Annotated in this window: 15 protein-coding genes; 10 read left to right on the plus strand and 5 right to left on the minus strand. The window is 33.9% G+C overall.

Annotated elements, in window-relative coordinates; translation table 11 throughout:
* Positions 1–28: 28 nt before the first annotated feature.
* Together murI and BM203_RS06360 are read left to right on the plus strand one after the other, a co-directional pair.
* Complete coding sequence (murI, locus tag BM203_RS06355; protein WP_090093621.1) at positions 29–817, plus strand: glutamate racemase; 789 nt, start codon at positions 29–31, stop codon at positions 815–817.
* 13 nt (positions 818–830) lie between these two features.
* Complete coding sequence (locus tag BM203_RS06360) at positions 831–1,445, plus strand: XTP/dITP diphosphatase (RefSeq protein ID WP_228150115.1); 615 nt, start codon at positions 831–833, stop codon at positions 1,443–1,445.
* Between the two features lie 40 nt (positions 1,446–1,485).
* Here BM203_RS06360 and BM203_RS06365 read toward each other — a convergent pair whose 3' ends face one another.
* The gene (locus BM203_RS06365; protein ID WP_090093625.1) at positions 1,486–2,295 is read right to left on the minus strand and encodes a mechanosensitive ion channel family protein; all 810 of its coding nucleotides are present in this window, start codon (positions 2,293–2,295) and stop codon (positions 1,486–1,488) included.
* A 111-nt stretch (positions 2,296–2,406) separates the two neighbouring features.
* Between BM203_RS06365 and BM203_RS06370 the strand changes: the two genes are divergently transcribed.
* Both BM203_RS06370 and BM203_RS06375 read left to right on the plus strand, forming a co-directional pair.
* The gene (locus tag BM203_RS06370; RefSeq protein WP_090093628.1) at positions 2,407–2,832 is read left to right on the plus strand and encodes a DUF948 domain-containing protein; all 426 of its coding nucleotides are present in this window, start codon (positions 2,407–2,409) and stop codon (positions 2,830–2,832) included.
* A gap of 27 nt (positions 2,833–2,859) precedes the next feature.
* Complete coding sequence (locus BM203_RS06375; protein WP_090093630.1) at positions 2,860–3,249, plus strand: DUF1269 domain-containing family protein; 390 nt, start codon at positions 2,860–2,862, stop codon at positions 3,247–3,249.
* Between the two features lie 61 nt (positions 3,250–3,310).
* Here BM203_RS06375 and BM203_RS06380 read toward each other — a convergent pair whose 3' ends face one another.
* The gene (locus BM203_RS06380) at positions 3,311–4,417 is read right to left on the minus strand and encodes an aminopeptidase P family protein (protein WP_090093631.1); all 1,107 of its coding nucleotides are present in this window, start codon (positions 4,415–4,417) and stop codon (positions 3,311–3,313) included.
* A gap of 145 nt (positions 4,418–4,562) precedes the next feature.
* On the opposite strand from BM203_RS06380, the gene BM203_RS06385 reads away from it, so the two are divergent.
* Complete coding sequence (locus BM203_RS06385) at positions 4,563–5,564, plus strand: substrate-binding domain-containing protein (RefSeq protein WP_090093633.1); 1,002 nt, start codon at positions 4,563–4,565, stop codon at positions 5,562–5,564.
* A gap of 219 nt (positions 5,565–5,783) precedes the next feature.
* Here the strand turns inward: BM203_RS06385 and BM203_RS06390 are convergent, their stop codons facing one another.
* Positions 5,784–7,163: a glycerophosphodiester phosphodiesterase gene (locus tag BM203_RS06390; RefSeq protein ID WP_090093635.1), complete on the minus strand. Its 1,380-nt coding sequence runs from the start codon at positions 7,161–7,163 to the stop codon at positions 5,784–5,786.
* Positions 7,164–7,255: 92 nt separating this feature from the next.
* Between BM203_RS06390 and BM203_RS06395 the strand changes: the two genes are divergently transcribed.
* From BM203_RS06395 to BM203_RS06415, 5 genes are read left to right on the plus strand one after another with little or no spacing between them, the layout of a single operon-like run.
* A complete protein-coding gene (locus BM203_RS06395) occupies positions 7,256–7,588 on the plus strand; it encodes a hypothetical protein (RefSeq protein ID WP_090093637.1) in 333 nt (110 codons plus the stop codon).
* Positions 7,589–7,598: 10 nt separating this feature from the next.
* On the plus strand, positions 7,599–9,008 hold the full coding sequence (locus BM203_RS06400; protein WP_090093639.1) for a bifunctional metallophosphatase/5'-nucleotidase: 1,410 nt from the start codon (positions 7,599–7,601) through the stop codon (positions 9,006–9,008).
* Positions 8,974–9,483, plus strand: a complete 510-nt coding sequence (locus tag BM203_RS06405; protein ID WP_322867346.1) for a YutD family protein — start codon at positions 8,974–8,976, stop codon at positions 9,481–9,483. The genes BM203_RS06400 and BM203_RS06405 overlap by 35 nt, the downstream gene beginning before the upstream one ends.
* Positions 9,484–10,257 (plus strand): TIGR01457 family HAD-type hydrolase, encoded by a 774-nt coding sequence (locus tag BM203_RS06410; protein WP_090093641.1) that lies wholly within the window; start codon positions 9,484–9,486, stop codon positions 10,255–10,257. It begins immediately after the preceding gene.
* Positions 10,254–10,862 carry a TIGR01906 family membrane protein gene (locus tag BM203_RS06415; RefSeq protein ID WP_090093643.1) on the plus strand — a complete coding sequence of 203 codons (609 nt, stop codon included), beginning with the start codon at positions 10,254–10,256 and terminating at the stop codon, positions 10,860–10,862. Before BM203_RS06410 ends, BM203_RS06415 begins: the two co-directional genes overlap by 4 nt.
* A gap of 10 nt (positions 10,863–10,872) precedes the next feature.
* Here BM203_RS06415 and BM203_RS06420 read toward each other — a convergent pair whose 3' ends face one another.
* Together BM203_RS06420 and BM203_RS06425 are read right to left on the minus strand one after the other, a co-directional pair.
* Positions 10,873–11,523, minus strand: a complete 651-nt coding sequence (locus BM203_RS06420) for a VTT domain-containing protein (protein WP_090093644.1) — start codon at positions 11,521–11,523, stop codon at positions 10,873–10,875.
* Positions 11,524–11,532: 9 nt separating this feature from the next.
* The gene (locus tag BM203_RS06425) at positions 11,533–12,492 is read right to left on the minus strand and encodes an NAD(P)/FAD-dependent oxidoreductase (protein WP_090093646.1); all 960 of its coding nucleotides are present in this window, start codon (positions 12,490–12,492) and stop codon (positions 11,533–11,535) included.
* Between the last annotated feature and the right edge of the window lie 160 nt (positions 12,493–12,652).

Consider the following 12,652-nt stretch of genomic DNA (forward strand, 5'->3'; position numbering starts at 1 on the left):
GTAGAAAGAATTTAGGGAGATTTATGATATGGATAAGCGACCAATTGGGTTATTAGATTCTGGTGTTGGCGGATTAACAGTAGTTAAAAAAGTTATAAAAAAAATGCCGAATGAAAATATAATTTTTGTAGGTGATAACGCTCATATTCCATATGGTAATAAATCACAGGCCGAAATTATTTCGTTGACGTTAGCAAGTGTGAATTTTTTACTAAGTAAAAATGTTAAAGTAATAATTTTTGCATGTAATACTGCTACTGCAGTAGCCATGGATATTATTCAAAAACAAATTAGTCCTAAAATTATTGGTGTAATTCCGGCGGGGGCTAAATGTGCAATCAATGCTAGCCAAAATCAAAAAATTGCTGTTGTTGCAACGCAAATGACCACTAATCTTCATGCGTATCAAAAAGAGATTACTAAATACGCCCCAAAAATAGAGGTAACAGAGGTCGCTGCGCCGCAGTTAGTACCATTAATTGAGAATAATGCTAGCCATAGTGAATATGATAAGGCATTATCTGAAATATTATTGCCTTTACAAACAGTTGATTTTGATACCTTAATTCTTGGTTGTACCCATTATCCAATTATTCGTTCAGAATTTGAACGTCAAGTTGGTTCACATGTACAGGTGATTGATCCTGCAGATCAAGTGGCACGATACACATATAACTTGTTAAAAAAAGAGCATTTATTGAATGCTAACTTAGCTGTAGCCCAGCATGAATTTTATACGACGGGTAAAGTGGAGAAAGTTAATGAATTGGGTCGATTAGTATTAAATGATTCTAATTTTCAGGCGCAACAAATATGAAAGGAGAAGACAGGTGAAAATTTTATTTGCAACGACTAATCAGGGGAAGGCTAGAGAATTAAAGGCAGCTTTCCAAAAGAATGGCTTTAAGCTAGATATAATAACAAATAATGATTTATCTAATCCACCAGTTGTTGCAGAAACGGGAACCACCTTTGTCCAAAATGCAAAATTGAAAGCACATGCTTTAGCTGATTTTAGTCAAATGGTGACTATTGCTGATGACTCTGGGTTGATGGTTGAGGCGCTTTATGGAGCTCCAGGTGTCCGTTCAGCTCGATATGCTGGTGCAGAACATAACGATTCCAAAAATAATGCTAAGTTATTGGCAGAATTGGGTGGAGTTCCACTTGAAAAGAGAACAGCGCATTTTAATACGACGATTGTTGTATCTATGCCTAACTTTTTTAATCGAGATTTAGTTGTTAGTGGGCAGTGTACAGGACAAATTTTGCTAGCTCCGCGTGGGGCTGATGGCTTTGGTTATGATCCCCTTTTTTATGTTGCTGAAAAGGGCAAGACATTTGCTGAGATGACCTTACTAGAAAAAAATAGTTTGTCACATCGAGGAAAAGCAATTAATAAATTATTAGCAATCTTTCCAACCTGGTTAGCTCAATTTGAATAAATTAAAAAAACAGGTCTACTATAAAGTACCTGTTTTTTGATTAACTAGCTAAGGTAATATTATTTTGGGATAATGTTGCTAAATATGCTGTTAAATAGCGATCACGCACAACTTGTTCACAGCCAGTATCAACTTGAAAGTGGATGACATATTTTATTGTTTGGGCTGTTTGCTCTGTAATACCAATAATTTGGGGCTTTTGAATAAGTGAGTCATGAGAAATAGTACCGTTGACTTTTTTAATCAGGGCATTAACTTTATTGAAGTCATTATCGGCTTTTAGTTGCAATTCAATATCAAGACCAATCCCGCCATGGGCTAGATTTTGCACAATTGATATATTTCGATTGGGAATATAAATAATTGATCCATCAGTAGCTTGTAGTCGGGTAGTACGTAACCCCAATTGAATTACAATGCCTGTTTGATTATTAAGTTGGACTAAATCACCAACATCGAATTGGTCTTCACTAAGAATAAAAAAACCATTAACTAAGTCACTAACAAAACCTTGTGCTCCCATACCAATAGCTAATGAAAAAATTCCAGCACTAGTTAATAAAGTTCCAACAGGAATACCCAAAATTGATAAAACAGCAAACAAATAAAAGAAAATCACGGTATATTCAAAAATACTAGTGATTAAGGTTGCTACAGTTCGTGTACGTTTATTTTGTGGCTGTCTATTATGCTTTAAATAGTGACTAATTACTTTTTTACCACATTGATCAATAATATAGAAAACAATAGTTGAAATAGCTAACTGCCATAAAACTGTAAGTGCTTGTTCGCCTAATCTATCCCAATTAAACTTTAATACTCTTTGATTTATTTGAAATGACTTATTCATAATTTCTACCTTTCATATATTTATATTAACTATAGCAAATTATTACATATAGATTGAGATTAACCTATTTTCATGCTAGACTTTTTCTAGGTACAGAATTGGAGGTAGAAGATGATAATTTCCTATGGTGCACTGGCAGGTTTAATTGCGGCAGTCGCATTATTAATTTTAGTACTTTTTACAATACCAGTACTTATTCGTGTTGCAAAAGCAGCCAAGGAAGTAAATAAAACAATCCAGCTTACCAATGAATCCATTCAACAAGTAACAAAAGATGTTGATGAATTACTCGAGCAAACTGGTGATTTGCTAGATAAGACTAATGTTTTAATGGCAGATGTTAATCTAAAGATGAAAACTATGGATCCGGTTGTTCAAGCAGCCGCTGATTTAGGTGTAAGTGTTTCAGATGTTAATGCTTCTTCGCGGCGGATGGCAAAAAAAGTCAGCAACTTTCATTTGAAACGTGACGGTATAATGTCTTCTGCTTTAACTTCGGTGTTTGCAAGACGTAGGCGCCGTAAAGGCAAAGACTAATAAATTAAGTAAAAGGAGTTAATTTTTATGAAAAAACTTACAAGTTTTATATTCGGTACAATTATTGGTGGTACTGCGGGCTTTTTAGCTGGTTCATTATTAGTTTCTGATAATCAGATTGATGAATTAAAGAAAAAGGTTAAAAATAATGAAGCTGTTCAAGATTTAAAGAAGAAATACGATAATGGAACAGAAGTTGTTAAGAATCAGTTGGCTTCATTTCCTAAAAACGTTGAAGATGATTCAGAGTTGAAAGATTTTGATGATATTGTCATTGATAATTCTACTGACGCAGTTGCTGCAGTGCAAGATCATGCAGAAGATTTAGTTAGTGACTTACATCATGCCGAGAATGCTAATGATATAAATAAGCCTGATGAAACATATGGCTCAAATGATTCATATGTTAGACCATAGAAGTATCTAAAAATGCACGAGAAAAAATTTTCTCGTGCATTTTTTAATTATGGCTAAATAATTAATCTTTTAGTGGTAAAATTTTTAGTTCTTTACTGGTATGAGTAAAGGGTTCATAGCCATTTTTAGTTACAACCCCGCAGTCTTCAATTCTGACACCAGCAACATTTGGTATATAAATTCCGGGTTCAATAGAAAAACACATGCCCTCTTCGATAATTAAATCATTGCCTTGAACGATTGAGGGATATTCGTGGACCTCCTTACCGATGCCATGGCCCAAACGATGAATGAAATATTCACCATACCCTGCTTTAGTAATAACGTCGCGGGCTACACTGTCAAGTTCAGCCGCAGTCATTCCAGGACGAACTGCGTCAATTGCTGCTTGTTGAGCTTCACGATCAATTTCATATATTTCTTTCTGTTTAGCTGTTGGTTCTCCGTAAGCTACCGTTCTGCTTGAATCAGAGGCATAACCATTATGCATTGTGCCTAAATCAAATAGAACTAATTCATTTGGCTTAACGGTATTCATTGTAGGTCCAAGATGGGGATTGGCTGCATTAGCTCCAGTTTGCACAATAGTTTCAAAACTTTCGTGCATAACGCCTTTTTGCAACTTAAGTTGATAATCAATTTGTCCAGCGATATAGCGTTCAGTAACTCCTGTTTTAATAGCGTCAAAGCCGATTTGAAAAGCGAAGTCAGCTTCGCGCCCAGCGGCTTGTAATTCTGCAATTTCTGCTGGAGTTTTATATAAACGAATTTTAGCAATAAAATTGGATAAATCGCTATCAAAATTAGCATCTGGAAATTGCTGATGCATTAATTGATAATGAGAAACAGACAAATTATTTTTCTCTAACGCCCATCTTTGATATGCTGAAGTTCGGCTTTTTACTTTGTCGGCAATGAGCGCCCAAGGATTTTCGGAGTCAAGATAGCCATAAACATCACCATCCCAAGTTGAATTTTTAGCTTCTTCGACATTTAATGCAGGAACAAATACAAAGGGTTCATGATCCTTAAAGGCTAGTAAACAAAAAATCCGCTCATGTGGTTCCATTTCATAGCCAGTAAAATAAGCGATTGTTGTTGGATTAGAAATATAGGCGATATCGTTGCCAGAACTTTGCAACCATTCTTGTAATTTATTTAAATTCATGATTATTCCTTTCAATCAATTGATTAATTAAAAGAAGTATACCATGTTCTTTATATGAAAAAATGAAAGAATAGTTGTAAACGTTTGCAATTTTTGGAAAAGCATGCTAAATTTGATACTAGTATTTTTAAAACGGGGGAAAAGGATGCGTAAACAAGATATTACAATTTATGATGTTGCTCGTGAGGCTAAGGTATCTATGGCGACCGTTTCAAGGGTTGTTAATGGTAATACTAATGTACGTAAAGATACCAAAGACCGAGTAATGGAAGTTATCAAGCGCCTGCACTATCAGCCCAATGCTGTAGCACAAGGTCTTGCTTCTAAACGAACAACTACAGTTGGTTTAATTGTACCTGATTTAACTAATTTATATTTTGCAGAACTTTCAAAAGGAATTGATGATATTGCTTTGCTTTATAAATACAATATCATTATTACGAGTATTGAAAATCAATTGATGAAAGAAGATCAGGCAATTCAAGGACTATTAAATAAACAAGTCGATGGCGTTATTTATATGGCTGATAATTTGCCTAATGAAGCTGCTGAGGCTTTTAAGCGGACTGATACACCGGTAGTTTTAGCTGGAACAAAAGATCGTCATAAAGAATTTCCTTCTGTTTCGATTGATTATCAAAAGGCAGATACTGAAGCTTTTAATCTCTTTTATAATGATGGCAGAAAAAATTTGGCGCTTGTTTTAGATAATCCTGATACATTTGTTAATGCCGAAAATAGAATTCCTGCTTATAAAAACTTTATGAAGAAGAATAATTTGGGCCCAGAGCATATTTATACCAATATTAAAGATCATTCGGATGGTTACAATTTATTTTCACAATTGCAAGATGATCATATTGATGGTGTTCTAGTTACTCGTGATGTTGCTGCAGTGGGTATTCTAAATTCTGCAATTGATGCTGGTAAAAATATTCCCAAGGATATGGAAATTGTGACAGCAAGTGCGACACAAATTGCTTCTGTAGTTCGTCCAGCTATAACAGCAGTGCGTCAACCATTATATGATATTGGTGCAGTAGCGATGCGTATGCTAACAAAACTAATGAGTAATGAAGAAGTGGCTAATATGCAAATTGAATTGCCATATGAATTATTAAAAAAGCAAAGTACATCAAATGAATAAATAAAAAAAGTCTGGGACAACTAGTCCTTTATACAAAAAAAGCAGGCAAAACACAGCTTTTAGTGTTTTACCTGTTTTTTTATTGGTTTAGGAAAATAATTTTTCTCAGACTCGCCTCTTTTGTTTGGGTGCACTTTACTATGACGACTTAGATTAGGAGCAATATCAATGAGACAATCTGCAAATTAATTCAGTAGATTTACAAGTTAAGGGACAATTTTAACTTTTGCTGCCGTTTCTTTTATTTAAAGCTACTAATGTTTCTATAATAGTTTTTACAGGTAGGGATTGTAGGGGTTGATATGCAGTTAAAGCAATATTAGTATAGCGATTCATGCGAGGTAAATTGTGGTATTGCTGCCAACTAGCGTCATCAAAAAAGCCGTAAAAGAGAATATCACGAGCTTTAACCCAACCTAGTGTAGTCTTAAGCCACATGCTGTTTGGACTACCATTGAAATTTTTGATTTTGAATAATTGATTAGCTGGTAATATTTTTTTCGTTTTTGCTTGATTTTCAGGATAACGGTAGATGGTAACTGGAGTCTGGGGTTTAGCTAAAAGTTGTTTATCTTGGTAGGGCATGACCTCTTGTGGTTTTAAATCAAGATTGACGAATTCAGCAGAAACAAAAGTTTGATTTGCAATTTGGTAATAAAGTTGATTATGAGCCCGTACACCATACATTATGTTTAAGCTCTGCCCTGGATAAATAAATTTTTTTTGTTTAATACGGACGTAGGGATTCATCATCGTTGTAGTTTTATTTTTGCCGAAATAGATTCCTTGACGGTTAATTTCGTATTTTTTAGTTCCTTCTTTGGCTAATTTGTATTTAAAACCCGTGCTAGGGAAGTTAGTTACTACACCATCGATATTTTTATTAATTAGCCAATGCCATAATGATGGTGATTCATCCATTTCGGCCCAAACAAAAACTTGCTTATTTAAGCGGTGTAACCAATGAATTAGGAAAGGATGATTTAAAATTAAGTCAGATGAGATATTAACCGCATTAACTTGCGGTAAATTACTAAAATTAATTCGCTTAAGGCTGCCAACTATAAGAATAAGATAGGCATCAGGCAGTAATTTGCGCAAGCGAAACAAGCTGGCAACTGAAAAGGAATGAATCATGACACGATTTTCCATATGATATTTTTTGATAGTTGCGGCAATTTTATTTTCTAGTTCATATGAAGGATCAATTGAGTGATCGATTTTAGTTTCTAAGATAAATTTAGCCTGTGGTTGTTTACGGTAATGTTCAAAAAGTTGTGTTAAACTAAGCACGTGTTCACCGTTATCATATGTTAATTGGCTAAGTGTTTGCCAATTGTTTTGTGATACAATTGCATGAGTATGGGTAACGCGGTATAAATCATCGTCATGCGAGATTACTAATTCTCCATCTGAAGATAGATGCAAATCAAGTTCGACATAATCAGCTCCTGAATTGAAGGCAGAGTCATCACTTTGAATTGTTTCTTCAGGGTATTTACTAGGATCTCCGCGATGACCAACAACGGTAAATCCACTGGTTATTAAAAAGACTATACTAAAAAATAAAGCTTTAAGTAAACGGCCGTTAACTTTCATGTGTACACCTCTATCAATACTACAATAGCATGGTTGCACAGTTTTTGCTATATGTCACAATTGAAGTTTATGTATTTATGTAGGAAAAATTTATGAATGAAGAATATGAAGAATTTGATTTAATTGAAGAGATTATCCGTAATGATGGTAGCAAGTATTTTGAAATTTCAAATATTGATCAAAATGGAATTGCTGAATTAGCGGTTGATCATGGATTAATTAAAAATGTGCGAATTTTACAGTTAAATATACCTCGTACCAAGGCTTTGGTCATCTATGAAAAGTATATTAATCAGAATTATCATTTAGAAACTTTAAATAATGAACGAGATTGGAAAAATCCGACTTGGGTAGAGTGGGAAAAACCTAAAGGCAAAATCTTGGATAGTTATAATTTGGTTTTAAAATCTAATCAAATTGGATAGAGAGTTAAAGATGGAACAACTGCGTATTTTACATACTAATGATTTACATTCACATTTTGAGCATTTTCCTCAAATTGCTCGTTATTTACATAAAGCACAAAAAGATAGGTCTGTTGATCAAGTTTTAACATTTGATGCAGGAGATTTTATGGATCGATCAAATCCATTAACGGATGCAACTTATGGCCAAGCAAACATTAAATTAATGAATTCATTCAATTATGATGCAATTACAATTGGTAACAATGAGGGTATTTCTAATTCTCATGAAACAGTAGAGCATTTATTTGATCATGCTAACTTTCCCGTTCTACTGGCAAATTTACAAGAAGAAGATGGAACAAGGCCAAATTGGGCACTGCAAGATAAAATTATTAAAACTAATAAAGGTACGCGAATCGCTTTAATTGGGCTAACTGCAGCTTATCCTCTTTCCTATGAACCTAATCATTGGCATGTCAAGACGTTGAAAGCGACAATGGATGAGGTATTACCGAAGATTGCTGGTCAATATGATGTTCTAATTTTGTTAACACACGTTGGGTTAAACATGGACTGCTTTTTGGCAAAAAATTATCCAGAAATTGATTTAATTATTGGCGGACATAGTCATGATTTATTGAAACATGGGTTAGAGGTTAATAACGTTTGGATTACTCAGACGGGAAAATGGGGTAATTTTGTAGGCAATATTTACATTGAAATAGATAATGAGCATCAGATACAAAAAATTTTGCCACATGTTGAACCAACTAGTTTAATGAAAAGCGAGTCTGCTGATGAATTGACAGTTAAAGATTATTTGAAGTGTGGAAAAGAAATTTTATCTCGTGAATATATTGCTGATTTACCTAAGCAATATGATAATAGTTTAGACGCGGCAATAGAAGTATCGATGGAAGCAATTGCTAATTTTGCTCAAACAGATATAGCAATGCTTAGTTCAGGGTTGTTTCTAACACCTTTTAAAAAAGGAATTTTAACTAAATATGATTTGCAACAAGCATTGCCACATTCAATGCATGTAGTACGGACAACACTTCAAGGGTGTGACTTATGGCGTTTAGTTATGGAAATTGAAAAGAACCGGCATTACTTAGATCATTTTCATTTGCAGGGAATGAGTTTTCGCGGCAAAATTTTTGGGCAGATGTATTATCGAGGACTTAGATATGATCCAGTTGAACAATCAGTCTATGTGAATAATCAGCAAATAAATTTTAAAAAAAACTATCAAATTGCCGTATTAGACCATTATATTTTAGTACCATTCTTTCCAACTTTAGCAATTGTGGGTGAAAATCAGTTTTTATTTCCACAATTTTTACGCGAAGTAGTTGGCAATTATTTGAGTAAAAAATACCCATTAACAGGAAGTGATATTGATGATGGAAAAAGAAATGGCAGCCAAGACAACTAAGGGAAATAAAGAAAATCGTTTTGTTAAAGAACAACCCCTACGGCATCCTTTAGCAGTTGTGACCTTAAACGGTAATCATTTAAAAATTAATAAGCAATCTTATCAGATAGTTGTTAATAAGCAAGAAGCACTAAGTATAGAAGTTTTACGCCAAAAATATGATCCTTATTTAGACCAATATGATTTTTTGGTTGGGGATGTCTCAAGTGAACATTTGCGCTTAAAAGGCTTTTATAAAGATAACGTGCAAGCTACAATTGATCGCAGGGAACAAACGATTGCTGATTATTTAATGGAATATTGTAATCCTGGTGCGGGTTATTTTATTTTAAAGCTACTAAGTCCAGTGCATCATTACCGCTCTACTAATAGTAAAAAGCAATCCCCAAGTCAATATCGAAGAAGAAAGAAAGTAAAGATCAGGTCAACGTTACAGCATAATTTTATTATTAAGAAAAGAAAGAGTAGCAATTAGGTGAAAGATTATCGTTTATTTTTAATTGATCTTGATGGTACGATTTATCGGGGACAAGATACGATTGCTTCGGGGGTGCGCTTCATCAAGCGACTGGAATCATTGGAAAAGGATTATCTTTTTTTAACTAACAATACAACACGTACGCCACAGATGGTGGTTGAAAAGCTGGCAAAACATGGTATCAATACGGATATTTCGCATATATATACACCATGTATGGCAACAACTAGTTACATTTTAAGCCAAGCAAAAGAAAATAAAAAAATCGGTGTCTATCTAATTGGCCAGGTTGGGTTATGGAGTGAATTTTTTAAGCATCCAGAATTTGAATTAAATCCTAATGATCCTGCTTATGTAGTTGTAGGAATGGATACTGATTTTACCTACCACAAAGTTCAAATTGCAACTAGCGCAATCAGAAAGGGGGCAATTTTTATCGGCACAAATGCCGATTTAAATCTGCCTAGTGAAAAAGGGCTTCTACCAGGTAATGGTTCACAATGTGCCATGATTGCTGCTGCAAGTGGATGTGAACCAATATATATTGGTAAACCCGCAAAAATTATTGTAGAGCTACTTTTAAAGCAAAGAAATTGTTTAAAAGAAGATGCACTTATCATTGGTGACAATTATGAAACTGATATTAAGGCAGGATTCAATAGCCAAGTTGATCAATTACTTGTATTAACTGGGATTACAAAGAAAGTAGATATTCAAGGTAAAAGGCAACCAACACTTATTGTTAATAATTTGGATGAAATTAAATTATGATCGACAAAAATAATTTTTTTAGTATTATTTATCATTTTGTTTTTGCAATTACTAGTAGTGTTGTAGGAGCGGTTATTGCTAGTTGGCCTCTTTTAATGATTTTTGTTTTGGTACAAAAAACTTATAAGGTAGTCAATTTATCAATAGGTCAAATAATGGGAAATTATAATCAATTGTTATGGTATTTAATATGGCCGCTTAAAAAGAAGCTTAGAATGAGTAATTTACCTACTTCAATGGCGGCTGCACAGCATTTTGCTGATGTAAAAAAGTTATTTACCATAGTAATTATTGCTTTTTTGTGTTGCTTAATATTGTATTTTTGGAACAGTAAAAGTAAGAAAAGCTTTTTCAGATTAAATAAAATTTGTGCACTATTATTGTTGCTTTTACCAGTTGCTGCCCTACCTTTTGCGTTGACGAATTTTGATCAATTTTTTATCAATTTTCACCACCTATTTTTTATTGGGAGTACTACTTGGTTATTTAATCCTGAGACTGACCCAATTATTAATCTTTTGACTGAAGGCTTTTTTGCCGCTTGCTTTGCTGTAGGTGGAACTATTTATGAACTATATTTTGCCAATCAATTATTGCAACGATAAAAAGGAGCTCCTAATGGGGCTCCTTTTTTTGAGTATAATGTTTTTTGAGAGTAACAACCAAAATTGGTAAAACTGAAATTAAGATAATCGCCAAGATTAATAAGGAAAAATTATCTTTAACAAATGGTATGTTGCCAAAAATAGCACCAATTATAGTGAAGATGCCACTCCAAATGATTCCGCCGACTATGTTATAGATAGCAAATTTTCCGTAGTGCATTTTGCTACCGCCAGAAATGAATGGAACGAATGTCCTAATAAAGGGGATAAAGCGACCTATAACAATTGTGATCGGTCCATGGCGATTGAAAAACTGTTCGGCTGCTAAACGATTTTTTTGATTAATCAGTTTGTTGAACCAAGAATATTTTTCTCCAGCAGTCACTGATCGTGCCCCAATTTCATAATTACAAGCATCACCTAAAACTGCGGCAAGAACAACAGCCAAATAAATTAGCCAAATATTGAGGTTATATTTGGGATTAACTGCCATTGAACTGGCGGCAAAAATAAGCGAATCACCTGGTAAAAATGGGAAAATAACTAATCCAGTTTCAATAAAAATAATTCCAAAAATGATTAAGTATGTCCAGCTACCAAACTGATTTACTATTTCAATCAAATGATGGTCAATGTGTAGAATAAAATTGACAATAGTCATAAATTGCTCCTATATACTGGTTGAATGAATGGTTAAATTTTTTTTGGGAAAAAGTGAACGCATAATTGATGTAATTGCTATTTGTGCTTCGCCAAAGCCTAGACCAATTACTGGGACGCGTTCTGGGTAATAGGCAGCATCTCCTACTGCATAAATGCCTGAAATATTGGTTTCCATTGCGCGTGAAACGCCAATTTGTCCCTTGGTTAAGTTAACGCCCCACTTACTTACAAAATTATTATCGCTACGAAAACCATAGGCAACAACAATTTGATCAAATTTCTTAGCAATGATATTTGTAGTACCTATTTCCTTTAATTCAATTTCAAGCTGATTATTGCTAAGAGTAACAGCTTTGGGAAGATAGGGTGTAAGAACTTCAACGTTTTGTAATTTTTTTAATTGTTGAACATTAGCTTCAAGCCCCCGAAATTCATTTCGGCGATGTATGATTTTAATCTGGGTATTAGCTGCATTTGCAAGCTCAAGTGCCCAATCTAATGCGGAATCACCGCCGCCAAAAATGCCAATTGTTTGATTTTGAAATTTTTGGGGATCATTAATAAAATATTGAATACGTTTTTCAATTTCATCATTTGTGTGTAAAGGAAATGCTTTAGGTGTAAATGAACCATTACCAGTAGCAATGATAACACTTTTAACTTCAAATTCTTTATCAATTAAAAAGTAATCTTCAATTTTTTCAATAGAATTAACACGATGGTCAAATACAAATTTTGCTTTTCTTTCAGCTGAATACATCAACTTTTCAATTAATTCAGCTCCAGTAATTTGGTTAAATACGGGAATGTCAAAAATTTTTTTAAATGGGTAAAGTAATTTTGGTTGTCCACCAGCTTCACTTAATGAATCAAATACAATAGTTTCTAACCCGTGCAAATGAGCAAAACTTGCACTAAAAAGTCCAATTGGTCCTGCTCCGATAATTGCTAAATCAAATTTTTTTATTTAAAAAACCTCCTAATAAACCTTGATATTTCAACTTTAGCATGAATTTTAAAGTTAGTCACTTTAAAAAAATCATAAAAAAGGGTTGCAAAAACCAAAAAAGGTTGCTAATATAAATAACTGTCGTCAGGGCAAAGCCAGTAAGGCAAAGGCAAGGCGG

Origin of the sequence: Lactobacillus bombicola (assembly GCF_900112665.1) — a bacterium.
Lineage (GTDB): Bacteria > Bacillota > Bacilli > Lactobacillales > Lactobacillaceae > Lactobacillus > Lactobacillus bombicola.